We start from the raw sequence: 25542 nt of genomic DNA, 5'->3' as shown, positions 1-25542 counted from the left end.
TTAAGGCTCCAAAAATCCACGGAAATTACCCTGAGGGTCAAAGCGAGCTCCCCGTCCGTCAGGCGCTATAACATCAAAACCACCAAAGCGGTTACCTTCTTTGACCGTCGCGCCTGGAGTTTTAACAATGCCATCCAATATTTTTTGCCCTTGTTCATTCATCTGAGCCGGTGTGCCCTTGGCAACAGGAAAAGCGCTCCCTTCACGACTGCCATGTTTTTGCAATGCTCTACCAGCAACAGTGAAATTTCCCGCTTTAACGGCCGAATCTGTTTTAGCACCGGTTTGTGAAATTGCATCTAAATCAAGTTGACCAAATTTGCCTGTATTAATTTTTGGCCCCGAACCAGACGGAAGACTCCTCACTGCATTAGCCGCCACTGTCTCAGCTTTAGCCGCAGTCGCCTCTGCCGCAGTTTTTCCGATACCTACAGCACCGCCAGCTCCAACACCACCTGGCACTATCGCTTCTGACATCTGGATACCAGCATTATTCAGGCACAGCACTACATTACCTGCACACGCTTGTATCGCTACTTTAGCAGCCGCTGCGATTTCAGGTGTGGCCGCAGCCAGTAAACCACCACCAAGACCCGCCGGAAGGGCCACCATCAGGGCATCATTCATCGCCAGCCCTTTCTGGCAGGACGCTGAGCTTGGGTCAGTGCTGCAAGATGCGATATTCTTGCCATGCTCCTGAACAAACTTCTCCTGGCCGCTTTCAGTACCGCCGAGCAGATTATTCTCAACTGAATTTTTACCAGACTGCGCCCCTGTTGTCGTGCTTTTCGAATCCCCCCCGGCCAGATTACCTGCCAGCCCGGATGCAATAGTCGCAAGATTGCTGACTAACTGCCTGTCACTTTCATCCAGCTCACTGACGTGCTTGCCCGGATACATCGTTTTCAGTATCGCATTTGCAGCAAGCTCTCCTGCCGCTGCGCCAGCCGCTCCGGCTGCTACATTGTTCCCCTGCATAGCCGCCGCAGCACCACCCAGTATCGCATGCGCGATAGCTTTAGCCGCGATATCATCCTCGCTGAGGCCCGCCTTATGGCCTATGATATTGGCAAGCTCCGGTGCCGATGCCCCCGCCAGCGCCGCGCCAATATTACCGCCAGCCAGCCCTTGCAGAGCGCCTACTGCAGCCTGAATACCCCGCTGCACGTCACTGCCCGTACCGTATTTCGTCTGCTCGGTTTTATATGCCGCGGAGTTCCGTAGTTGCGTCTGGTATCTTGCTTTTTCTTCATCACTGGCGTTCACATCCGGCTCAGGAATGCCTTCCTTTGCCAGTGCTTTTTTACCCGCGTTCAGGCCATTTATCTCACCTTGCGTCCGCGCGATATCCGCCGCCTGGTTACCTATCTGGGCTATCAGTTGCACTTCTTGCAGACGTCTCTGCTCTTTTTCCTTGTCAAAAATAGGACTGATGCTGCCGTTTGCATGCTCCGCATCCCGGCTCAGACCGGCGACATCCTGCTTCTGGTTTTCCGTGTCGCGAACAGTTAACGTCCCCTCACTCACCGCCGCCTGCGTTGTTCCTTCCGCATGCCCGCTGCTGCCACCTCCGGCAATCAGGGCGTTCGCCAGATTACCCGCGAACTGTTGACCAATACTGCCTCCCGTACTGATCCCTCCCCCCTGGTGCTCCACTTTGTAATCTGCCTGATTGCGGATATCGCCAAAGCCCAGCGTGCCCGTATCCAGACTGTTTTTATCCACTGAACCGGTAGAAGCAATGACCGCGCCATCCAGTTGGGTGTGCTTGCCCACGGTGATATCAAAGCCACCGTCTCCCGCGAATATCCCGCTCTGCTCCTGCACCGAGTCATAGTCGCTCTTCATCCTGTCGCGGCTGGCATTGATACTCGCAGAAGCCGTCCCCGCGCCGAAGGTATATCCCACTCCTCCGCTCACGCTGTTCTGTTTGCTATCGTAGTGGTCGCTGTCCTGCGTACTGGTAATCGTCAGATCGCGGCCTACATCTGCCGTCACTTGATTGCCGTTGACCTGCGCACCAGCAAGCGTAGTGTCCCGCCCGCTGTTTATCGTGACCTGATTACCCGCATCCACCGTGGTTTCATTCTGCCAGGTGCCGTTGCCTTTCTCACGCCCTTTACTGCTGTTGGCGTTCGCCGAGACGCTGATCCCCGCGCCACCGGAACCCACACCGATACCCACGCCAATACTGCCACCGCTGCTGCTGTTTTTACCGGTCGTCAGTTGCGTATCCTGCGAAGCGATAAGATTCACGTCACGTGTGGCATCCAGCACCACATCCTTACCGGCCTTCACTTCACTGCCTGCAATAGTAATATCGCTTCCTGTGGACGTGATATTGACGCTGTTGCCTGCGTTCAGAGTACTTCCCGTCGTTGAATCCTGCTCACTGTGGGAGGTCGATTTTGAGGACTGTGAGCCCAGAGAAGCACTGACACCTATCGTATTGGTATTGTCTTTAGCGGTCCCTTTCGCCTGATCCAGAGCCACAGCCTGCCCGGCCTGTACTCCGGAGAGAACTGCCTGCGTACCCTGCAGTGCCGCTAGTCGGGAATCGCTGCTTTGTTTTGCTCCCTGTGCTGCTGAAACCGCGCTGTTCACCGCACTGCCCGCAGCCCCCGACAGCGCCACCGTCAGTCCGCTGGTTTTCTGCTCAAACTTCTCATCACGTGTGCGTTTGTCATGACCCGGTTCAATAAGTACGCTGTCGCCGCGAACAGCAATATCTTTCTGGGCGATGATATCCGCGCCGCCGATATGTGCCTGCTGGCCTGCGGTGATACTGACGTTGCCCGCCGTTGAGCCGACAGTACTGAAGCTCTCGCTTTGGGTGGTGCCTTTTTCGCGCAGATCGTGCGTGGTTTTGCTGCTACCGATGGTGAAGCCGATCCCGCCTGACCCCATCAGGCCGCTCTTTTTAGTCTCTTTAAAGCGCCATGAGGTATCGGTATTGGTGGCGGCAACAATATCCACATTGTTGCCAGCCCCCAGCGCCACATTGCCGTCACCGGCAACGGCTGAGCCCTGTACCAAAATGTTATTCCCGGCGGTGACAGTCACATTGTTCCCACTCAGCAGCGCGCCTTTTTCCCGCGTAGCGCTGTCTTCTTCAATCGTATGGGTAGTCTTTTTACTGAGGAATCCTTTTTTGGTTTTCGTGGTTTCCTGGTAGTGATAATCGCTCTCTGTGGCGGTCGTGAGATTCACATCCCGGCCTGCCGTTACGCCGATATCGGCCTGTGCCGTAACATCTGCTGCCTGTGCGTTTACATCACGCCCGGCAATAATGACGGCGTCGCCGCCGCTGGCAATTTCCGTTCCCTGCTGGCGTACGGCGTCATTGACTACGGTTTTCTTCTTCGCACGATAGCTGTCGCCGTCGGTCGTTGCTTCAGCCAGCAGGTTGACATCTCGCCCGGCCAGCAGACCGACATCATTCTCCGCAGCCAGCCCAGCCGCATGGGAATTAATATCCTGACCCGCTTTCAACACCAGATTGTCACCCGCTGAAACGGTAGTACGGGAAAGCCCGGTGCTGTGCGATTCACTGCCCCCGTTACGGCTACTTTGCTGAGTGGTAGCCGCATTCAGATTGAGATCGTTACCCGCTGTTAGCTGAGCATTCCCTCCCGCTTTAACATCGCTGGCGGTGATATTGAGGTTATTCCCGGCATTGATACCGAGGTTACCGCCCGCGCTGATGGCGCTACCCTGCCAGTCCACTGACGACCGACCAGTCTCAGTTATCCAGCGTCCGGAGCGACTCCGGGCATCGTTAATCTGGTTGGCATTTACCGCAATATCCCCCCACGCATCCATCAGCAATGAGCCGCCTGCAGAGAGATTCGCGCCAGTAACAGTGATATCTTTGCCTGCCGAGAGCGACAATCCGTCCTGCGCGGTTATCGATGCCGTAGACCCCAGCAGAGTATCTTTAAAGCTCACATTGCGGTATTTGTCCCTGGCACTCACATCAATCTGTTCCGCCAGCGTCAGATTATTGATGTTGCCGCCCAGGCTTTCCAGCGCTACCGTTTTTCCGCTGATGGCGGAGCTGACGTTATTGATATCACCAATCGCGCTCAGGTCGAGGTTGCCCCCGGCCTGCATCAGACCATTGTTAAGGTTGTTAATACTGTTTTGGCTGTCGAGAGTGAGGTCGTTTCTCGCCAACAGCGTACTGCCGGAGTTGGTGATATTCCCGCTGGTAAGCTGAACATTATTCCCGGCAATGACGCTACCGTTGTTCACGGTGATATCTTTCGGCGAGAGATACAGCTTCGGTATCATTACCGTCTCACCGTTGACGGTGGCGGCTTCCCACCACAGCATGCTGTGCTCAAGGGACGCTATCTGATCTGCCGTCAGCGCCACCCCAAATTTCAGTCCCAGCGACTGCTGAGTGCTTGCAGCGCTATCCATCAGATAACGCATCTGGTCAAGGTCAGAACCAATGCCGTTGATGTATCGACTTCCCGTCTTATTCAGCACGGCGTTACTAACATAGCGGGTATCGAACGCCGCATCACCGAGGAAACGGTAGTCATATTCAGGGTTCAGTTTGAGACGATCGAGCATATAGGCCGATCCCAGGAACTGGTTTTGATCGGTATACGCAATATTGGTTTCACGCGGCGCTTCGCCAGGTTTGATACCCAGCATTGCATTCAAATCACCAAACAGGCTGGGATCGAGCTGACCAAGACCATTCAGTTTCGGGTTAACGTTGATCAGATACGGGCTTTTCGGATCGTCAGAGACGACGAAATACCCGTTCTTTCCGGAAGGCAACGGATAAGCGCTGGTATCCACCGTTTTGCCCTGATTTATCCCGGCGGCATTCACGCCCTTCTCGCCTGGGTTAATCAGGCCATTGAGTTGGCCGAGGCTGGCGTTACCTTTCTGCGTGGTAGAAACAGGGTTGAGCGTAGCGTCTGATACGCCGCTGCTTTCCAGCGCGCCGCCGCCGTTAATCTTCTGCAATACGTCATGCAGTCGATCGTTCCACTGTGGAGAGCTGACACTTACCGTGTCATTGCTTGCCAGCGCCTGCTTTTGCACCCCATTATTGATGGTTTGGTTGCTGAGGGTGTTGAGGGTAGGGGTAACGATGGTATTTATCACTCCCCCCGTATTAGGAGTGGTACTGGTATTGCTAATATCTTGTGAAAAAACTGCCTGAATTTTTCCGCCCGACTGGATTACTGAGCGATAAATCGTTGCACCCGAAGCTTCTTCTCGGTCCTTCCCTTGTGCGATGTAATGAATTGGAGTCTTTCTATAGCTATCAGCTTTTACTGACGCAGCAGGCGTTTCCCATTTATTACCTTGCTGGTCAGCAGCATACGTCCGATATCGGGTAACTGTACCGTCTGTCCAAGACTGATTTTGCAGGGTTGTACCCGAAAGGTGCATGTCCCCGCCAGCCAGCAACGTACTGGCATTATTTTCCAGATGTCCCGCCTGAAGGACCATTCCACGAGATGAACTGATGCGCCCGGCCCCACCGCTGGCAGAGACAGAAAGGGTTGCGCGTGAGACTGCAATCTCCTTCGTCGGACTGTTTTTCATCGCCTTAGGAACAGCTATGTCGTAACAATCAGGACTCGCGCCGTGCCCCGGACTCCCTCCACCGCTGCAGGATCGGTTAACAATGTAACCATAGTCAGTTCCCAGTTTTAGCTCAGAAAGAGGAATATCTGCAAAACTCTCATTCAGCCAGGCATACTGTTGTGTTAGATCTTCAATTTTGCCGTTACTTAACACCAGCCCATCCCGCTGATTCAGCAGATGCCCGGTTTTGATGGTGATATCACCGTTCTGGGTTTCGATATTACCGGAGGTGTTGACCACTTCGCTGTTGGCATTTCCCGCCGCATCTCGCTGTATCCACAGATTGTTTCCCGCGAGGATATCGCCGCGCTGGTTGGTAATGGTGTTAGCATATAGCGCCAGATTATTTGCCGCGTACAACAGCGCCGTATTGACGATGGCACCCGGTGCATTGAGCGTCAGAGAGCCACGCGTTCCGGTGAAACCAGAGACTGAAATATTACCGCGACTGGCCAGCGTAATATCACCGCCGCCCTGTAACGTTCCGGCGGTATTGAGCGCTACGCTGTCGCCGCTGAGATAACTGGCGCCGTTGCCAGTGGTGATTTGTCCATTATTGCTGAGCTGTCCGCCCGCCGTCAGGTTGAGCGATTGCCCCTGAAGCACGCTACGGTTGTCGATAGCGCCATCGCTGGTAATGGTCAGCGTTTTACCCGCGGCAAAAGCGCTTTGCACAGTAAAGTCATTCACCAGTTTCAGCGTCAGATTACCCAACGCAACCACCTGCCCCAACGTACCCAGCCCGTGACTCTCAACGGACAGATCGCCGCCGCTGAACAGTTTCCCTGCCGCATTCTGATTAATCTGGCTGGCATTAACACTCAGTTGCGAGGTGCCCAACAGCGTACCGTTATTTGTCAGTTGCGTGTATTTCACCGCCAGTTGACCGGCCTGCGCGGTTCCCAGGTTGGTAAAACTGGTCCCTGCAAGCGTGGCGCTGTCAGCCAGCCAGTTCCCGCTATTGGTGGCCGTTGCTGCATTCAGAATGAGGTTTGCCGCCTGTAACCAGCCTGCGCCGGAATACTGCGGCGTGGTCAGCTTCATTCCCGCGCCAGAAAGCAGTTTGCCGTCATTGAGTGCGCGAGTTGTGGCGTTAAGATGGGTCTCTCCACCGCCCTGCATTAAACCGTAGTTGGACAGCACTGGCGTAGAAAGCGTCAGCCCCTGGCGGCTGACAATCTCCCCGGAAGCCTGGTTTATCAAATCACCGCTCAGCGACAGCGTTGCGCCATTATCCCCTTGCAGTCGTCCGCTGTTGGTCAATGCGCCGGTCGTCATGCCCAGCGTCGCCCCCTGAATTTTGCCCTCATTGGTGACTGACGCCGCAGTCAGATCCAACGCGCCCCCGCTCAGCATACTGCCCGCTTTCTGCTGCCTGACCGCGCCGTTCATGGCAAGCGTAAACGCATTTACGCCGCTAATCGCCGCACTGTTATCAAGGGTTGTCCCCTTCAGCGTAAGATTTTTCGCCGTCCATTGCCCGGCGTTAGCCAGAGAAAGCGCCTGTAGAGTCGCGTTACCAAGGGCAGTAATTTTGCTGCCCGCCGCAGACGTCAGGTTATTTGCGAGCGTAAGCTGCAGAGCGTCGGCGCTTTGTATTGCCCCGTTGTTTGTCAGCGTTTGCGCATTGAGCAGAACAGACTGCCCTTGCCACACGCCGTTATTCGTCACCTCACCAGAAGAGAGTTTCAGCGTCCCCTGCGTCAGCAGTGAACCACCTGCTGCGTTAATCAATTCCTGTTGCGGTGAAGCCATCGCCATGCGCGCCATCAGACGCTGACGCGCCTCTAGCGTCAGGCTTTGCAGACCGGTCAGCGTACCCTGATTGTGGATCCGGTTTTGCTGCAGGGTCAGGGTATTTCCCTGTACCGTGCCACTGTTATTAAGCTGCACGCCGTCTAGCGTTACGTCGCTTTCGCTGAGCAGCTTGCCGCTGTTATCAAGCTGCTGCGCGGTCAGTGACATTCCGCCATGACTCATCACTTCGCCTGATGTAGTAAGGCCGTTGTTTACATCAGCCGTCAGATTACCCAGGCTTATCAGCGATCCTTTGTGCAGCCAGTCATCTGCGGTCAGCGTAAGTTGCTGCCCCTGCAGCGTTCCCTGCGTCGTGATAGTGCCGGCATTGACGCTCAACGCGCCGCCGCTCAGCGTACGGGACGTAATGCCCGTCGTGAGCACATCGCCAGCCAGCGTAAGCCCATTCGTCCCCTGCCACAGGCCTGTATTGTTTAACGTCGAGGCTGCAAGTGTCAGCCTGTCACCGGTAATACGCCCGGCGCTGTTGATATCATCAGCCGTAAGCGTCAGTGCGCCGCCACTTTGAATGTGTCCGGGGTTGGTAAGTCGCCCGGACAGCTTGCCTTCCAGGCCATGCAAACCGTTAAACACGCCGCTGTTATTCAGCGAGTCGGCAGTGAATGTCAGGGTATCGCCTTGCAGTACGCCGGCGTTTTCCATCGCACCGGAATGCACCAGCAGCGCATTACCGGCCAGCCATTTACCTGCGGTATCCGTGATGAAGGTATTCGCAGAAACCGAGGTATTGTCGTTGCTCTGTACCAGACCGCTGTTACGGATTGATTTTCCATCCAGAGTGACACTTTTCGCCGCCAGCGTACCGCGGTTATCCAGGGATGCAGTATTCATCGACGCCCCCTGTTTCGCCACCATACTCCCCTGGTTTTCAACCGAGTTCGCCAGCGTCAGGTTCAGGGAATCGGCCTGAATATCACCTGCGTTAATTAATTTGCTGCCGCGCAGTGTGAAGTCGGTATTTGTCAGCAGCAGACCGTGGTTTTCCAGCGTGTCTAGGCCTAAATCCAACCCCGCGCCGCTAACCAGTTGTCCCTGCTGACCATTGAACATATTGCGGGTGGTGAGTTGTAGCGCCGAATTACCCTGCACAATGCCGTTATTCACCAGCTCCGGTGCGGAAATGCTCAGGGATTTTGCAGCAATCATTTCGTCGTTAAACAACTGTGCCGCAGCCAACTCAAACAGGTTGAGACTGCGCAGCGATCCCTGATTATCCAGTCGCCCGTTAGCCTTAATCTTCAGACTGTCCAGTGCCTGAACGCTGCCGCTATTGCGCAGGTTATCCAGTCTAATCGCCGCGGTACGGCCCTCTAGTTGGCCATCATTTTCAAAACGCTTTCCGCTGAGCTGTAGATCTTCACCGCTGGTCACCTGCCACCAGCAAGGTTTGTAAAGCGATTCCCATCCCAGGCGAGCGCCTGATTCCCCTGCAGGATCCCACTGTTGCTGAGATCGCCGTATAATGCCAGCACCTTCGCTGCCAGCATTCCGCTGTTATTCACGCTGGCGGCATGCACGGTCATACCTTGTTGACTGAGTACTTTTCCCTGGTTAGTGAACGCGTCGTGTACTGTTGCCGTTACCCCCGTTTCTCCCAACGCATTACCGCTATTTTGCCACGTATTTGCTTCCAGATTCAGCGTACCGCCCTGCAGCAAGCCAGTGTTGTGGAGAGTCTGATTCTTAAGACTTAATTCACCCACCGACAACACATTACCTTCGTTATTCACGTCCTGACTGTTCAGTGCGAGCGTATCGGCGGCCATGAGTCCGAGGTTATCTGTCTGCTGTCCGTGAACAGATAATGACGTGTCAGCCAGCAGGCGTCCCGCGGCTTCGTTTTTTATCGTCGCATATTCACTTTGCAGATTAACGCCGTTAATTTCTCCGCCGTTAACCAACTGGCGACCGTTGAGGTGCAATGAACCGTCGGTTGTAATCAACCCATGGTTAGCCAGATACGGTATATCCAGCGCTAGAGATGCTTTGCTGTAGAGTGAGCCGCCGCTGAGGTTTTCCAGTCTGTCGGTATACAGGTTCAGCGCGGTGTTGCCCTGCATCAGACCGCTGTTCACGACATGCTGACTCTGGAGAGTTAACGTGTCGGCGATCAGAGAGCCGCTGCTGGCGAGTCCATCAGATGCAATAATCGAGATGCGTTCGGCGCTGGCGCTACCGCTATGGGTCAGCGTTGTCCCACTGAGCGCCAGAGTATCGGCCAGCAGCTCTCCATGGTTATCAACTGACTGCTGCGCGCTGAAACCGACGCGTTCCCCAGTGGATTTCCCGCCATGACTGAGCCTGTCAGCCGTCACATCCAACGAACCTTTTGCCGCCTGTACGCCGTTCAGCGTCACGTTGTTGCCCGTAATCGCAAGGTCCAGACCGCTCTGCAAATGACCGTCTTTGCCAGTAGTCAACTGCTTTGCGCCGACATTAAGCGCACCAGCGGCATTAACCTGACCGTTCAGGTTAAGGTTTTGCGTAACGTTTAACTGTATGTCCTGTTGCCCGGCGATCAGCGAATCTTTCGCGGCGGTGAGGTTTTCAGCATTGACCGTTACTCCCTGGTTGCCAGAGAGGACGCCATGTTGTTCAACTGTCGCGGCCTGCACCGTTAATGTGCCATCAGAGAGCAACTTTCCACCATTACTTAGCGTGGCATCAGCCCGGATATCCGCATCGTTTTTCGCGCTCAGGATCCCCTGCTGGTTCAGCGCTACCGTTTGTACTGAAAGCTGGCCGCCGCTCGCCAGCGTACCCATATTATCCAGCGCCCCGCTGTTGACCGATACGCTGTTACCCTGCATCAGACCTGCGTTGTTAAGGCTGCTGACAGAAACATCAAGACTGCCATTTGCAGCCAGTTGACCACCATTAACGAGGTGCCCACCAGAAAGGGACAACGCGCCTCCCGCATTGACCTGTCCCTGGTTGTTCATGTCGCTACCGGTCAGGCTTAATGCGCCCTTCGCATCGGCACGACTGGCGTTATTCAGAGCTATGCGCTGTGCCTTCAGCGTTAATCCGTTACCTGCTGAGAGCAATCCCCCCTGCGCCGACAGTTCGCCTTGACTGTTAAGGCTGACATCAGTATCACTCCCCAGTGTGGAACGGGTCAGCGCCAGCCCATTAGTACCCGTAACATGCATTTTTTCTTTACTGGTCAGGCTGCCGTCGGTGATTTTCAGCGAACCGTCACTGCGCAGTGAGGTGTTTTTCTGGCTAACCAAAGTGGTTGCCGCAATGGCTACATCCTGTTTAGCAGCCACCTGCAACTCGCCAGCTGCAGCAACCCCGCCCCCCTCGATCGTCACCTTGCCATCGCTGCCCAGTTGCACGCCTGCGCCGCTGGAGAGATTTGCATTCTGTAACGCTAACGCCCCGGTGCTGTTGATGACCATCCCGCTTCCGGTCTTATGACTGCCGGTCAACGTGACGCCTTCGCCACTGGCGGATAGACCACCATTTGCCAGACTGTTGCCGATCGTTAATTTCCCGTTAGCATTGAGGGTGATATCACCCTGACGGGCATTCAGATTCCCGAGGTTGACCCCCAGCCCTTTCTCGCTGGAGACCAGATGAATTCGATTAGCATACATGCCGCCTAACGCACCGGTGTCTACCGCAATTTTCGGTGCTTCCCCTTCGCCATTCAGCGGGCTCACCTGGCCATTCGCCGCCACGCGATTCGCGCCGGCGATAACCGTCAGATCCTTGGCGTGCAGCGCAGCATTAATTTCCGTGGCACGGGCAATAATCGACACCGCATCGCTCTGACTACCATCCAGCCCCTTACCTTCTATGGTAATGCTGCCCTTGCTTACATCCAGCGACTGTAGGTTGCCGTTGGCATCCAACACGGGTTTACCGGTGGTCAGCGTGGCGTTAGGCGTGTTGATAAATCCACAACCATTACAGGTAATGCCATAGGGGTTGGCAACCATGACGTTGGCAGCTTTCCCCGCGACTTCGGTATAGCCCTGAAGCTGCGAACGGTTAGCGCCGGTAACTTCGTTGATGATCCCTGAAGCTTCCTTTCCCGGTTGCAGGTTCGGGTTATTCTGGATGATGCCGCCGAGCTGGGTCTGGGTAAATTGCCCGGTCGCGTTGTTGAGGATCAGCCCCTCTTTTCCCACGTTGTAGTCGTTATATTTATTGTGTGAAATCCCGGACTGGTTCGGCGTGGCAATATTCACCACCGGAACACCATTGGCGGCTTTATCCATCTGCGTATTGCCTTCAGGCGTGATGGCGGCGGCCATCGCTGGGAGCAGTGGTTGGGTAGCCAACAGGAAACTCAACATGCCACTTAGCAAACGCTGGGAAAAACGAACCTGATCCTTTTTCATCACCCTTATTCCTTAAAATGCCACCGCAACGCGGTAATACACATTGAGATGATCCGGCGCCAGCCAGTCCGGATAGTTAACTGGCGTTCCTACGGTAAACTGACTGGAAAACCAGCGCCCTGAACTGGTTAATCCCAGCGCAGCCCCCCACAACGTGCCGGAGGCATAGCTATCAACGTTATCCTGTTTCAGCCAGCCGCCGTCGAATGCCGCTATCGCGCCAATCTGTCCCAGCACCGGCAGCGTAAATAGCGAATAATTCACTTCATTGCGCCAGTAGCCGCCGTTATCTCCAGAAATGTACTGTTCTTTAAAACCGCGAACGGAGGTTTCTCCGCCCAGCGTCAGGCGTTCACTTCCATAGAGTCGGTCTGGAGACCATTGAAAATACACGCTGCTTAGCCACCACAGTTTCTCTGCCAACGGGCGCTGGAAACTACCGCTGACGCTCCATTTGCGAAACTCCGCCCTTGGCACATCACCCTGTTTATCGTTGTCATCCTCTGCGCCAAACCATGGCACGCCCTGGGTGAATGAAGGGTTAAACGTCGCAACGCCGGAAGCAATTTTTTGCGTATGGTTGATGCCCAGCGAAACGCTGGAAAGCTTGCGACTACTGGTTTCCAGCAGGATATCATTCAATTTGTTACGGTTAATTCGATGCGTCAAACCCAGCGATGCAGCGGTTTTGACATCACCATTGCGAAACAAAACCCAGGATCCGTTCAGACGATGGGTTTCGCTATCTCCGGTGGAACGCCAGGCATAACCATTGTTATCAATCGTGCTGAGGTAGTTACTCCAGCTGTAGTTGTAATCAAGCAGTCCGTAGCCGTAAGGAATACTCACGCCGGCCGCAAAGTTCTGCGCATCTTTGCTGCTGGAAAAATCGCTACTGCGTCCGCCGCTAATAAACCATTTATCCGCCAGGCCGAGCATATTATTGAAAAATAGCGCACCACTGAGCTGTCCGGTTCCGGTGCTCTTTTGTCCACTGTTATCAAAACTAACTGAGCCATTGAGTGGAAATTCAGGCGTGGCGGTGAGGTTAACTATTGAGAACCCCTGCTGACTGCCCGGCAAAATTTCAATTTCCACCGGCGTCTGGCGAACCCGGTTCAACTGCTCCATCCCCTGTTCAATGTCACGCAGATTGAGAATTTTTCCTTCCATTCCGGGAAAGGTCATCAGCAGAGTGCGCGATGGGACGCCTTCCAGACGTATTTGCTGCAATTTACCCTCAAGCACCGCAATGTGCAGCACCCCGGATGAGAGATCCTGTTCGGTTAAAAAAGCACGACTGGTGATGTAGCCTCGACTGATATACCAGTCGGAAATTGCATTTGTCAGTTCCGTAAGGCGGGGAATATTCAGGCATTGATTCACCCATGGCGCGGTAAGCTTTGCCGAGGCAGCGGCGGACAACTTCGTTGCGCCGTCAATATCAATACGCGAAATCATAAAACACGGCCCTTCAGTCTGGGCTGGCGTTTTCGGCGTTACGGTTTCGGGTAGCGTAACGCTACGCTCCAGCTCTTCACGCTGGCGCTGGTTTTCATTAAGTCGCTGCTGCTGTTGCTGCTGAATGGTATTCCGATCCGCAGGAGAGAGTGGCGTCGCAGAAACAGTTGTGAACGGCAAAATTAACATCCCAATTAATATTGCCAACTTTCTTTCATCCCTGAACTTCACCCCACCCCCCATAAAAGTACGAAAGCGAACTTGACTGTAAAGCACAGCCGATCCTTGTAAAAAAGCACAAAATGTAAACAAAAGTAAAGACATTAAGTGCTATTTCACTTCATTCCAATTGCATTTTAGGATTTCTTATGCTCTTAAGTTAAATTATTCTTACTCTGTTGACCTAATCCCATCGCAAATCGCCCATTTACCCACATTAACGCTCTGGACAATACGCTACGATGACGCCACTCGCATCGTGCTAACAGACACACCTCCCCGGCACTAAATAAGCGGAATCCGCAATACCTGGAAATTGTACTATTATCGCTTAACTTAATTGTCGTAAAGTAATAGCGTTAAAAAACATGGAATAATTAGAAATGAATACCAGCATAATTAAACCTTCCGCGATCGTTCTTTTCTTCCTTATTCTGGCAATGCTCAATGGTTTTATTGCAACCCTGGGTTTATTCTTGTCGATTTATACCCTGTGTAAATTTCGTTCCGACGAATACAGCCCATATCAGTATTTTTTAGCAACCAACTCACTCATTTGACAATTATGCCTTTTGTTTTAATAGGGCTCACCAAAGCAGAAGGGAAGGAAGAGAAGGGAACGCTTAACGTTGAGAGTTTAGCCACGTTTTTGCGCCAGCCAGATGGTATGCCCGGCGCAGTGCGGATCTTCCATCACCATCTCTACCACCACAAAACCGTGCGCTGACAGCAATGCGCGGTATTCATCCGGCGCGAGGCTGGCGTGAAACAGCGGTTCGCCCTCAAATTGCCCCATCGCGATACCGTTTTCCGTCCCGCTGGTAAACATCAGCGCGCTGCCGGGACGGCTGAGTCGGTCAAAAATCGGGAACATCTTTTGCTGATCCTGCTGAGTTAAATGGAAAAAGCTGTCCCAGGCGATCAGACCATCGAAAGTCTCGTTAAGTCCCAGCTCGCGCATATCCTGCTCCAGCCAGCGCTGTGCGGGAAAAGAGTGCCGGGCCCGCGCCAGCATCGCCGCAGAACCATCAATTCCCGTAAGCTGAAAGCCTTGCTGAATAAAATAACCAGCAATCGGCTGACCGTTGCCGCAGCCAATATCCACAATGCTGCCCTGCCCGCCCATCACGGTGATGAACTTATCCAGCCAGCTTTTCTCGAACAGTGCGCGTGAACGCTGGCTGGCAAAGGCCTCCGCATGACGTTGGTAGATGGACAGAATGTTGTTTGCCGCAGAGTCGCTCACGATGTCCTCACTTTTTTATGCTGTTAAGCATCACGACGATAAATCCTCCAGCACACGATCCGCAACCCTGGAATGCGCCTCGCAGAACCAATGCGCAAATACCCCAAAACCGTCCCGCTGTGGCATCATAGCGCGCAGATAACGTCATGACAGGGGTGATAAACGTGAAACCGGTAACGCTATACGATGTGGCAGACCATGCAGGAGTCTCTTACCAGACCGTCTCGCGCGTCGTGAATCAGGCCAGCCACGTTTCCGCAAAAACCCGACAGAAAGTTGAGGCCGCGATGGCGGAGCTCAATTACATCCCCAACCGTGTCGCACAGCAGCTGGCGGGCAAACAGACGCCGCTGATTGGCGTCGTGACGGCGAACCTTGCCCTGCACGCCCCCTCGCAAATCGTTGCCGCCATAAAATCCCGCGCCGACCAGTCCGGGGCCAGCGTGGTGATCGCCATGGTCGAACGTAGCGGCGTTGAGGCATGTAAAGCCGCAGTCCACAACCTGCTTTCTCAACGCGTAACCGGGCTTATCATCAACTACCCGCTGGATGAAGAAGACGCCATTGCCGTGGCTGCCGCCTGCGGTACGGTGCCGGTACTGTTTCTCGATGTCTCAGATCAAACGCCAATTAACAGCGTGATTTTCTCCCATGACGACGGCGCACGTCTCGGCGTTGAACATCTGGTGCAGCATGGGCATCAGCGTATCGCCCTGCTGAGCGGGCCACACACTTCGGTTTCGGCAAGGCTTCGCCATGCGGGGTGGCATAAATATCTGGCGCACTACCAGCTGCAACCCACCGCGGAGCTGGAAGGCGACTGGAGCGCGATGTCAGGTTTTCAGCAAACGCTGCATATGCTTAATGGTGGTAATCTCCCCACTGCCATGCTGGTCGCTAACGATCAAATGGCGCTGGGCGCGATGCGGGCAATCAGCGAGTTCGGTCTGCGGGTGGCGGTTGATATCTCGGTGATCGGCTACGATGACACCGAAGACAGCGCCTGCTACATCCCACCACTGACCACCATCAGGCAGGATTTTCCGTTACTGGGTGAAACCAGCGTCGACAGACTGCTGCAACTTCCCCGTGGGACCTCAAGCGTGGGCAACCAACTGCTGCCCGTAACCCTGGTTAAGCGCAATACGGTTCTGCCTCCCGATACGCAAACCCTCTCACCCCAGGTGCTGGCCGACTCACTGATCCAGCTAGCGCGGCAAGTTTCGCAGCTCACACCCAAATTGTGAACGCATAACAATTGTGTGAGTCAGTTCACTCATTGAGCGCCCCATCCTTTACAGTGGGGATCGCTTATTCGTATTTTGATTGAAATTGTGAGCGAATAACAAATTCAAACAGGATACCGTTATGAACCTGAACACAGATTCACTCTCCGCTGTACTGGCCCGCCGTGACTGGGAAAATCCCGGCGTCACGCAGCTCAACCGCCTGGAGGCGCACCCGCCGTTCTGTAGCTGGCGCTCAGCGGATGATGCGCGCACCAATCAGCGATCAACTCAGTTACGCTCGCTGAATGGCAAGTGGCAGTTCGCCTGGTTTTCCGCGCCTGAGGCCGTGCCGGAAAGCTGGCTGACGAGCGATCTGCCACAGGTTGATACTATCAACGTCCCCTCTAACTGGCAGATGGACGGTTACGACGCGCCAATTTATACCAACGTCACCTACCCGATCCCGGTTAACCCCCCGTACGTTCCAGCGCAGAATCCGACAGGATGTTACTCGCTCACATTCAGTATCGAAGACGCGTGGTTAGATGAAGGTCAGACGCGCATTATTTTTGACGGGGTGAATTCCGCGTTTCATTTGTGGTGCAATGGTCGCTGGGTTGGCTACGGTCAGGACAGCCGCCTGCCGTCTGAATTCGATCTTAGCGATTATCTGCTGCACGGCGAAAACCGCCTGGCTGTGATGGTGCTGCGCTGGAGCGACGGCAGTTATCTGGAAGACCAGGACATGTGGCGCATGAGCGGGATCTTTCGCGATGTATCTTTGCTGCATAAGCCCGCTACGCAAATCCGCGACCTGCGCATTAACACCCGTTTTAACGACGATTTCAGCCGCGCCACGCTGGAAACAGAAATCAGTGTGGCGGGCAACGAGTGCGAAGATTTACGCGTCACTCTGCAATTGTGGGACGGTGAAACGCTCACTCACGAAACGACTTCCCCGCTCGGCAGCGAAATTATTGATGAACGCGGCGCTTATCATGATCGGGTTACCCTGCGTCTGAACGTCGAAAACCCGGCGCTGTGGAGTGCCGAAACGCCTAATCTGTACCGCGCTGTGGTCCAGTTATATACCGCTGACGGAGTGCTGATTGAAGCGGAAGCCTGTGATGTCGGCTTTCGTCAGGTTCGTATTGAAAACGGCCTGCTGTTACTCAACGGTAAGCCGCTGTTGATTCGCGGCACCAACCGTCATGAGCACCATCCGGTCAACGGTCAGGTGATGGACGAGGCGACGATGGTGCAGGATATTCTGCTGATGAAGCAGAATAACTTTAACGCCGTGCGCTGCTCCCATTACCCGAACCATCCATTGTGGTACACCCTGTGCGATCGCTACGGCCTGTATGTGGTCGACGAAGCCAACATTGAAACCCACGGCATGGTGCCGATGAATCGCCTCACCGACGATCCCGCATGGCTGCCAGCCATGAGCCAGCGCGTCACGCGCATGGTGCAACGCGATCGCAACCATCCGAGCATCATCATCTGGTCACTGGGCAATGAATCCGGGCATGGCGCCAACCATGACGCGCTCTACCGCTGGATAAAATCAGAAGATCCGTCCCGCCCGGTACAGTATGAAGGCGGCGGCGCAAATACCACGGCGACCGACATTATTTGCCCAATGTACGCCCGCGTCGATCAGGATCAGCCCTTCCCCGCGGTACCCAAATGGTCGATTAAAAAGTGGCTGTCGATGCCCGGCGAGCAGCGTCCGCTCATCCTCTGCGAATACGCCCACGCCATGGGCAACAGTTTTGGCGGCTTCGCCAAATACTGGCAAGCGTTCCGTCAATTTCCGCGCCTACAGGGCGGGTTTGTCTGGGACTGGGTAGATCAGTCGCTGATTAAATATGATGAGAACGGCAAGGCATGGTCTGCCTACGGTGGTGATTTTGGCGACACGCCTAACGATCGTCAGTTTTGCATGAACGGCCTGGTGTTCGCCGATCGCACCCCGCATCCGGCATTATACGAGGCCAAACATGTGCAGCAGTTTTTCCAGTTTACGCTGCTGCCGGGACCCAAACGCCAGATTGAAGTAACCAGCGAATATCTGTTCCGCCACAGCGATAACGAGGTTCTGCACTGGTCGATTGCCCAGGATGGCAACCCGCTGGCCGCCGGAGAAATCGTGTTGGATATCGCCCCACAGAGTCGCCAGGTGATTACCTTACCAGATGTCCCGATGCCGGAAACCGCCGGCCAGCTATGGCTAACGGTACGCGTAGAGCAACCTCAGGCCACCGCATGGTCAGACGCCGGGCACATTAGCGCCTGGCAGCAATGGAAGCTGGAAGAGAAACTCAGCCTGGCGCCACGGCCAACTGCCCGTACCGCACCACAGCTGAACGTGAGCGAAAACACCTTTACTGTTGAGAGCAACGACAAGCACTGGCAATTCGACCGTCAGTCTGGCCTGCTGACACAGTACTGGATTGGCGACGCAGCCCAGCTGTTAACCCCGCTTACTGACCAGTTCACCCGCGCGCCGCTGGACAACGACATCGGCGTGAGCGAGTCAACCCGCATCGACCCTAACGCCTGGGTCGAACGCTGGAAAGCCGCCGGTCATTATCTGGTCGAAGCAACGTTACTGCACTGTGCTGCCGACACGCTGAGCAATGCGGTACTGATCGCCACCGAACATGCGTGGCAGTATCAGGGCGAAACGCTGTTCGTCAGCCGAAAAAGCTATCGCATTGACGGCAATGGTGAGATGCAGATAACGGTGGATGTCGACGTCGCCAGCGGCACGCCACATCCGGCCCGCATCGGCCTGAGCTGCCAGCTGGCGCAGGTCGCTGAGCGCGTGAACTGGTTAGGTCTCGGCCCACATGAGAACTACCCGGATCGCCTGAGCGCCGCCTGTTTTGATCGTTGGGATTTGTCGCTTGATGAGATGTACACCCCGTATGTTTTCCCTGGCGAAAACGGTCTACGCTGCAACACGCGTGAGCTACGCTACGGCGCGCATCAATGGCGAGGGGACTTCCTGTTCAACATCAGCCGCTTTAGCCAGAAGCAACTGATGGAAACCAGCCACCGCCATCTGCTGCAACCGGAGGCTGGTACCTGGGTCAATATTGATGGCTTCCATATGGGCGTGGGCGGTGACGACTCCTGGAGTCCTTCCGTTTCACCAGAGTTCCTGCTGAGTGCCGGACGCTACCACTACCAGCTGGTCTGGGGTCAAAAATAATAATAATCGGGCAGGTTCCCCCCTGCCCGCATTCATCGTAAGGAAGTCCATTATGTATTATTTGAAAAACACTAACTTTTGGATGTTCGGCTTCTTCTTTTTCTTTTACTTTTTCATTATGGGTGCCTATTTCCCCTTCTTCCCTATCTGGTTACACGATGTAAACCATATCAGTAAAGGTGACACCGGGATCATTTTCGCCTGTATTTCACTATTTTCGTTATTATTCCAGCCTGTTTTCGGACTGCTTTCCGATAAGCTTGGCCTGCGTAAACACCTGCTGTGGGTAATTACCGGAATGCTGGTAATGTTTGCCCCGTTCTTTATTTACGTCTTTGGCCCGTTATTACAGGTTAATATTTTACTGGGTTCGATTGTCGGCGGGATTTACCTTGGCTTTATCTACAATGCCGGCGCCCCGGCGATTGAAGCCTATATTGAAAAAGCCAGCCGCCGAAGCAATTTTGAATTTGGTCGCGCGCGCATGTTTGGCTGCGTGGGCTGGGCGCTGTGCGCCTCAATTGCCGGGATTATGTTCACCATCAATAACCAGTTTGTCTTCTGGTTAGGTTCCGGCTGTGCGGTCATTCTGGCATTGCTGCTGCTCTTTTCAAAAACAGATGTCCCCTCTTCTGCAAAAGTTGCGGATGCGGTAGGCGCCAACAACTCAGCATTCAGTCTGAAGCTAGCGCTGGAGTTATTTAAACAACCGAAACTCTGGTTCCTCTCCCTGTACGTGGTCGGCGTTTCCTGTACGTATGATGTGTTTGACCAGCAGTTCGCCAACTTCTTTACCTCGTTCTTTGCCACCGGCGAACAGGGTACCCGTGTGTTTGGCTACGTCACGACCATGGGGGAATTACTTAATGCCTCTATCATGTTCTTTGCGCCGCTGATTGTGAACCGCATTGGCGGAAAGAACGCCTTACTGCTGGCCGGTACGATAATGTCGGTGCGGATCATCGGCTCCTCCTTCGCCACCTCTGCGCTGGAGGTCGTCATTCTCAAAACGCTGCATATGTTTGAAATACCGTTCCTGATCGTCGGTTGCTTCAAATACATCACCAGTCAGTTTGAAGTGCGCTTCTCGGCCACAATTTACCTGGTGTGCTTCTGTTTCTTCAAACAGTTAGCAATGATTTTCATGTCAGTTCTGGCCGGAAAAATGTATGAGAGTATTGGTTTCCAGGGGGCGTATCTGGTGCTTGGGATAATTGCGCTGAGCTTCACGTTGATTTCCGTATTTACCCTAAGTGGACCGGGGCCGTTTTCTCTGCTGCGTCGTCGCGAAAGCGTCACGCTGTAAAAGCCTCTTTGCCGGATACACCACTCACGTGGTTTATCCGGCCTTCGATGTGCCATCCTCACACGATGAGTCCTGACCTGGTGGTTTAAGTTCCGAGGACAACACGCCGCTTTTTTATCGTTATGGTAAAACGGGGCGAGAAGCCAGGTCATAGCATGAGCAAAAAGACGGTTGCGGTAACAACGCTCTTTATCAGCGTATTACTTACAGGATGTGGCAGCATTGATGCGCGCACGGAAGGCGAGGATTCAGATACGTATTACGTGGGAATGCGCCATGATATTGATAAACTAAAAAACCCGGGCGCTTACGATTATAACTATTTCGATTTAGCGCTGTTATTTGTTGATGTGCCGTTATCGTTCGTGGCCGATACGGTTTATGCGCCGTTTGATTACTATCACGGGCCGTATAAGAAAGTTGATTAGAACGTAGGCCCGGTAAGCATTGCGCCACCGGGCATCACACGACGTTACTCCTCGATCGCCTGACGGATTTGCTGCAACGATGCGGGATCGTCAATGGTCGTCAGATCGCCAGGATCGCGGCCTTCGCAGATCGCCTGAATCGTCCGTCTGAGCATTTTGCCGGAGCGTGTTTTCGGCAGCTGCGACACAAACCAGACGTGCGCCGGACGACCAAAATTACCAATTTGACTGTCCACCAGCGCCATAATCGCCTTCTCTTCCGAATGGGCAATGTCGCTGTCTTCCAGACTGTCGCTCTGTTTTGGAATAACAAACGCGACCGCCACCTGACCTTTCAGCGCATCCTTCACACCGACCACCGCCACTTCGGCGACGTTTGGATAGCTGGAAATACTCTCCTCTATCTCGCGCGTCCCCAGCCGGTGTCCGGCCACGTTGATCACGTCATCCGTACGGCCAAGAATGAAGTAATAGCCATCGGAATCGCGAATGCCCCAGTCAAAGGTGGCGTACACCTGGCGGGAAAACAGCGACCAGTAGGTATTCACAAACCGCGCGTCATCCCCCCAGATAGTCTGAATACAGCCCGGCGGCAGCGGCCCTTCAATCACCAGCATCCCCTTCTCGTTCGCCGCACAAGGTTCACCGGTCACCTCATTGAGCAACTGCACGTTATAGCCGTACATCGGCACGCCAGGACTGCCCAGCCGCGACGGTCGGTCGTCCAGCCCGCGGGCGATAGCCATAATCGGCCAGCCGGATTCAGTCTGCCAATAGTTGTCGATAACCGGGACGCCCAGCGTTTCCGTTACCCAACTGGCGGTCGGTTCGTCCAGCGGCTCACCCGCCAGATACAGCACCTCCAGCGAGGAGAGATCGTGATTGTGGATTTGCGCGGTTGGGAATTTTTTCAGCACGCGGATGGCGGTCGGGGCCGAGAACATCCGGCTGACCTGATACTTCTCAACAATTTTCCACCATACGCCGCAGTCCGGATACGTTGGCAGCCCTTCGTAAACCACCGTCGCCATCCCCGCCAGCAGCGGGGCATACACGATATAGGAATGCCCAACCACCCAGCCGATATCCGACGCGCAGAAGAACACGCCGCCCGCTTTGCCGCCGAAAATGGTGTCCATCGAGGTCGCCAGCGCGACCGCGTAACCACCAACGTCGCGCTGGACGCCTTTCGGTTTACCGGTTGTCCCGGAGGTGTAGAGAATGCAGGACGTTTCGTTCGACTCCAGCCAGACAACCGGCACCCGTGCGCCGAGATGCTGTTGGCGTAGCGCGGCAAAGTCGAGGTCACGCCCCTCCACCCGCGCCATTTTCGCCAGACCGCGGTCGACCAGCACCACATGACGCGGCTGATGCTGAGCCTGATCGATCGCATCATCGAGTAGCTTTTTATAGGGCAGGATCTTGCCGCCGCGCGCCCCGGCATCCGCCGAAACGATAACCACTGGTCGGGCGTCGTCGATGCGCGCCGCCACGCTGTGCGAAGCAAAACCACCGAACACCACCGAATGGATCGCCCCAATGCGCGCGCAGGCCAGCAGCGTAATGTGCGCTTCGGCGATCATCGGCATATAAACCAGTACCCGATCCCCGCGCTGTACGCCGAGCGACAACAGCATCGCTGCCACAACATTCACTTCGTCATACAACTGACGAAAGGTAAACGTGCGTTCTTCTTCGGTTTCTGATGACACAGCAATCAGCGCCAGCGCCTCGGGCTGTTTCTCCAGCCAGCGGTCGATGGCGTTATGGCACAGATTGGTCGTCCCGCCGCAAAACCAGCGGGCAAACGGCGGATTGCTGTGGTCCAGTACCTGCGTATACGGCTGCTGCCAGTCAATACGCTGGGCCTGCTCGGCCCAGAACGACTCCGGCTGCGTAATAGAACGTTGATAAAACTCGCTATAAGACATAATGCTCTCCTGTTGAACTTACGCCTGATGAGTCGGGTTTCAGATAACAAACAAATCCATATACTCATTGACCGGCATCTGCTCCAGGCGAGTTCTGTCCAGGGAGACATCCAGAATGCGCTGCTGCTGACGGGTCGGGAACTGACGCGCCAGGTTGATTTTGAACTTCTCGACCAGCTTCGGCATCCCGTCGTTACGACGGCGCGCATGGCCGATTGGGTACTCCACCACCACTTCTTCAAAACGTGAGCCGTCGGTGAATTCCAGGGTGATGGCATTCGCGATGGCGCGTTTTTCAGGATCGTGGTAATCGGCTGTAAAGGCCGGATCTTCAAAGCAGTTGATCTTCTCGCGCAGGGCATCAATGCGTTTGTCCTGCGCCACGCCGTCTTCATAATCTGCCGCGGTTAAACGCCCGAACAGCAGCGGAATGGCGACCATATACTGGATGCAGTGATCGCGATCCGCCGGGTTATTCAGCGGGCCTTTTTTATCGATGATGCGGATACAGGCTTCGTGCGTACGAATGGTCACTTTTTCGATATCCGCCGCCGTTTTCCCTGCAGCCTGTAGCTGCTCGTACAGCGTCATCGCCGCCTCTACCGCAGTCTGCGAGTGGAACTCGGCCGGGAAGGAGATTTTAAACAGCACGTTTTCCATCACATAAGAGCCGTACGGGCGCTGGAAGCGGAACGATTCGCCTTTGAAAGAGACGTCATAAAAGCCCCAGGTTTTCGCCGTCAGCGCAGACGGATACCCCATCTCACCGGTTTTCGCCATCAGTGCCAGACGTACCGCGCGCGAAGTTGCATCGCCAGCCGCCCAGGATTTACGCGTGCCGGTATTTGGCGCATGGCGATAGGTACGCAGCGACTGCCCGTCAACCCACGCCAGCGACACGGCGTTGAGGATTTCATCCCGGTTCAGGCCAAGCATCTCGGCGACCACCGCCGTGGAGGCCACTTTGACCAGCAGGACGTGATCGAGACCGACGCGGTTAAAAGAGTTTTCCAGCGCGATGCAGCCCTGAATTTCATGGGCTTTAATCATTCCGGTGAGCACTTTTTTCATGGTTAACGGCGCTTTCCCCACCGCTACCGCATTGCGTGACAGCCAGTCAGCCGTGGCCAGAATGCCGCCGAGGTTATCGGAAGGATGACCCCATTCCGCGGCCAGCCAGGTGTCGTTAAAGTCCAGCCAGCGGATCATCGCGCCGATGTTAAACGCCGCCTGCACCGGGTCGAGCTGGAACTGGGTGCCCGGAACGCGCACGCCGTTCGGCACCACAGTCCCTGGGACTACCGGCCCCAGCAGTTTTTTACAGGCCGGATATTCCAGCGCTTCCAGCCCGCAGCCTAAGGTATCAAGCAGGCAATAATGCGCGGTGTCATACGCTACCGTCGAAGTGATCTCGTAATTCATGACGTAATCAACGATATCAACGATTTCACGGTCAAATTCCGGGCGGACGTTCGAAATATGTGCAGACATAACAAGGGTTCCTGTTTTTTATATTTAGAGGTTTTGCATTAGCAACGCTGATCTATCGCGACAAAGACACGATCTTCCGGGCCGGTGTAATTGGCGGAAGGACGGATAATTTTGTTGTCCTGGCGCTGTTCAATGATGTGCGCCGCCCAGCCGGTGACGCGGGCGATGACAAACAGCGGTGTGAACATTTCAGTCGGGACGCCCATCATGTTGTAGGAGACTGCCGAGAACCAGTCGAGGTTGGGGAACATCTTTTTCGTTTCCCACATCACGTCTTCCAGACGGTCGGCGATGTTGTACATTTTCAGCGAACCGCCTTCCTGAGAAAGCTGTTTCGCCACGCGCTTTATCACCTGATGGCGCGGGTCGGCGATGGTGTAAACCGGATGACCAAAGCCAATCACCACTTCTTTGTTTTCAACGCGTTTACGGATATCCGCTTCCGCTTCGTCTGGCGTTTCGTAGCGCTGTTGGATCTCCAGCGATACTTCATTCGCCCCGCCGTGTTTCGGACCACGCAGTGCGCCAATCGCGCCAATAATCGCGGAATACATATCGGATCCGGTCCCTGCAATCACGCGGCTGGTGAAGGTGGAGGCGTTGAATTCGTGTTCGGCGTACAGCACCAGCGAAATATGCATCGCTTTTTCCCAGCTTCGCGACGGCTTTTCGCCATGCAGCAGATGCAGGAAGTGGCCGCCAATGGAATCATCGTCAGTTTCAGGCTGAATACGCTCGCCGTTATGGCTGTAGTGATACCAGTACAGGAGAATAGAACTGAGCGATGCCAGCAGCTTGTCGGCAATATCGCGTGCGCCGGAGACGGTATGCCCTTCTTTTTCCGGCAACGTACAGCCCAGCGCGGAGACGCCGGTGCGCATCACGTCCATCGGGTGCGAGGCAGCAGGCAGCGCTTCCAGAACGGTACGCACGTTTGCGGGCAGTCCGCGCAGCGCTTTTAATTTGATTTTATAGGCGGTGAGCTCATCACGGGTGGGCAATTTCCCGTGGATCAGCAGGTGCGCGACTTCTTCAAATTCGCACTGCTGCGCCAGGTCGAGAATATCGTAGCCGCGATAGTGCAGGTCGTTACCGCTTTTGCCTACGGTACACAGCGCGGTATTTCCGGCGGCGACGCCTGACAGCGCAACCGATTTTTTAGGTTTAATGACATGGGTACTATTTTGCAGGATCGTTGTGTCGCTCATGTTGTCCTCGTCAT

At 54.7% G+C, this 25542-nt stretch carries 10 protein-coding genes and 1 pseudogene; 4 read left to right on the top strand and 7 right to left on the bottom strand.

Annotated features, from left to right (window positions below; all coding sequences use genetic code 11):
- The 4 genes and pseudogenes from GPJ68_RS05405 to GPJ68_RS05395 form a co-directional block, all read right to left on the bottom strand.
- Positions 1-8265, bottom strand: a complete 8265-nt coding sequence (locus GPJ68_RS05405; protein WP_370461221.1) for a hemagglutinin repeat-containing protein — start codon at positions 8263-8265, stop codon at positions 1-3.
- A 2584-nt stretch (positions 8266-10849) separates the two neighbouring features.
- Positions 10850-11786 (bottom strand): annotated as a pseudogene (locus GPJ68_RS25330) (filamentous hemagglutinin N-terminal domain-containing protein); the annotation flags it as partial.
- A gap of 12 nt (positions 11787-11798) precedes the next feature.
- Positions 11799-13436, bottom strand: coding sequence for a ShlB/FhaC/HecB family hemolysin secretion/activation protein (locus GPJ68_RS05400; protein ID WP_242444887.1), 1638 nt, complete (start codon positions 13434-13436; stop codon positions 11799-11801).
- A 667-nt stretch (positions 13437-14103) separates the two neighbouring features.
- The gene (locus GPJ68_RS05395) at positions 14104-14712 is read right to left on the bottom strand and encodes a class I SAM-dependent methyltransferase (RefSeq protein ID WP_046275621.1); all 609 of its coding nucleotides are present in this window, start codon (positions 14710-14712) and stop codon (positions 14104-14106) included.
- Between the two features lie 164 nt (positions 14713-14876).
- Here GPJ68_RS05395 and GPJ68_RS05390 point away from each other — a divergent pair, with 164 nt between their 5' ends.
- From GPJ68_RS05390 to GPJ68_RS05375, 4 genes are all read left to right on the top strand, one after another.
- Positions 14877-15959, top strand: coding sequence for a LacI family DNA-binding transcriptional regulator (locus GPJ68_RS05390; protein ID WP_047497888.1), 1083 nt, complete (start codon positions 14877-14879; stop codon positions 15957-15959).
- A 121-nt stretch (positions 15960-16080) separates the two neighbouring features.
- Positions 16081-19164 carry a beta-galactosidase gene (locus GPJ68_RS05385; RefSeq protein ID WP_180837164.1) on the top strand — a complete coding sequence of 1028 codons (3084 nt, stop codon included), beginning with the start codon at positions 16081-16083 and terminating at the stop codon, positions 19162-19164.
- A gap of 52 nt (positions 19165-19216) precedes the next feature.
- A complete protein-coding gene (locus GPJ68_RS05380) occupies positions 19217-20470 on the top strand; it encodes an MFS transporter (RefSeq protein WP_046275623.1) in 1254 nt (417 codons plus the stop codon).
- 155 nt (positions 20471-20625) lie between these two features.
- Positions 20626-20898 (top strand): YceK/YidQ family lipoprotein, encoded by a 273-nt coding sequence (locus GPJ68_RS05375; RefSeq protein WP_104651286.1) that lies wholly within the window; start codon positions 20626-20628, stop codon positions 20896-20898.
- A gap of 44 nt (positions 20899-20942) precedes the next feature.
- On the opposite strand, the gene prpE is transcribed toward GPJ68_RS05375, so the two are convergent.
- The 3 genes from prpE to prpC are packed head-to-tail and all read right to left on the bottom strand — an operon-like array spanning position 20943 to position 25528.
- Entirely contained in the window at positions 20943-22829 is a 1887-nt protein-coding gene (gene prpE / locus GPJ68_RS05370; protein WP_104651285.1) for a propionate--CoA ligase, read from the bottom strand.
- A 39-nt stretch (positions 22830-22868) separates the two neighbouring features.
- Positions 22869-24320 (bottom strand): bifunctional 2-methylcitrate dehydratase/aconitate hydratase, encoded by a 1452-nt coding sequence (locus tag GPJ68_RS05365; protein WP_016155798.1) that lies wholly within the window; start codon positions 24318-24320, stop codon positions 22869-22871.
- Positions 24321-24358: 38 nt separating this feature from the next.
- Positions 24359-25528 carry a 2-methylcitrate synthase gene (prpC, locus tag GPJ68_RS05360; protein ID WP_047497899.1) on the bottom strand — a complete coding sequence of 390 codons (1170 nt, stop codon included), beginning with the start codon at positions 25526-25528 and terminating at the stop codon, positions 24359-24361.
- Positions 25529-25542: the final 14 nt, after the last annotated feature.

Origin of the sequence: Citrobacter sp. 172116965 (assembly GCF_013458095.1) — a bacterium.
Lineage (GTDB): Bacteria > Pseudomonadota > Gammaproteobacteria > Enterobacterales > Enterobacteriaceae > Citrobacter > Citrobacter braakii.
Note: the sequence above shows the minus strand (reverse complement) of the source record. Positions and strands in the feature narration are given on the sequence as shown.

What these genes read in the sequence shown, in the direction of transcription:
- GPJ68_RS05405 (WP_370461221.1), bottom strand. Translation starts at nt 8,265, where the DNA reads ATGAATACTGCATCCCTGGATAACCGCGGTACGCTGGCGGCGAAAAGT.
- GPJ68_RS05400 (WP_242444887.1), bottom strand. Translation starts at nt 13,436, where the DNA reads ATGTTAATTTTGCCGTTCACAACTGTTTCTGCGACGCCACTCTCTCCT.
- GPJ68_RS05385 (WP_180837164.1), top strand. Translation starts at nt 16,081, where the DNA reads ATGAACCTGAACACAGATTCACTCTCCGCTGTACTGGCCCGCCGTGAC.
- GPJ68_RS05380 (WP_046275623.1), top strand. Translation starts at nt 19,217, where the DNA reads ATGTATTATTTGAAAAACACTAACTTTTGGATGTTCGGCTTCTTCTTT.
- GPJ68_RS05375 (WP_104651286.1), top strand. Translation starts at nt 20,626, where the DNA reads ATGAGCAAAAAGACGGTTGCGGTAACAACGCTCTTTATCAGCGTATTA.
- prpE (WP_104651285.1), bottom strand. Translation starts at nt 22,829, where the DNA reads ATGTCTTATAGCGAGTTTTATCAACGTTCTATTACGCAGCCGGAGTCG.
- GPJ68_RS05365 (WP_016155798.1), bottom strand. Translation starts at nt 24,320, where the DNA reads ATGTCTGCACATATTTCGAACGTCCGCCCGGAATTTGACCGTGAAATC.
- prpC (WP_047497899.1), bottom strand. Translation starts at nt 25,528, where the DNA reads ATGAGCGACACAACGATCCTGCAAAATAGTACCCATGTCATTAAACCT.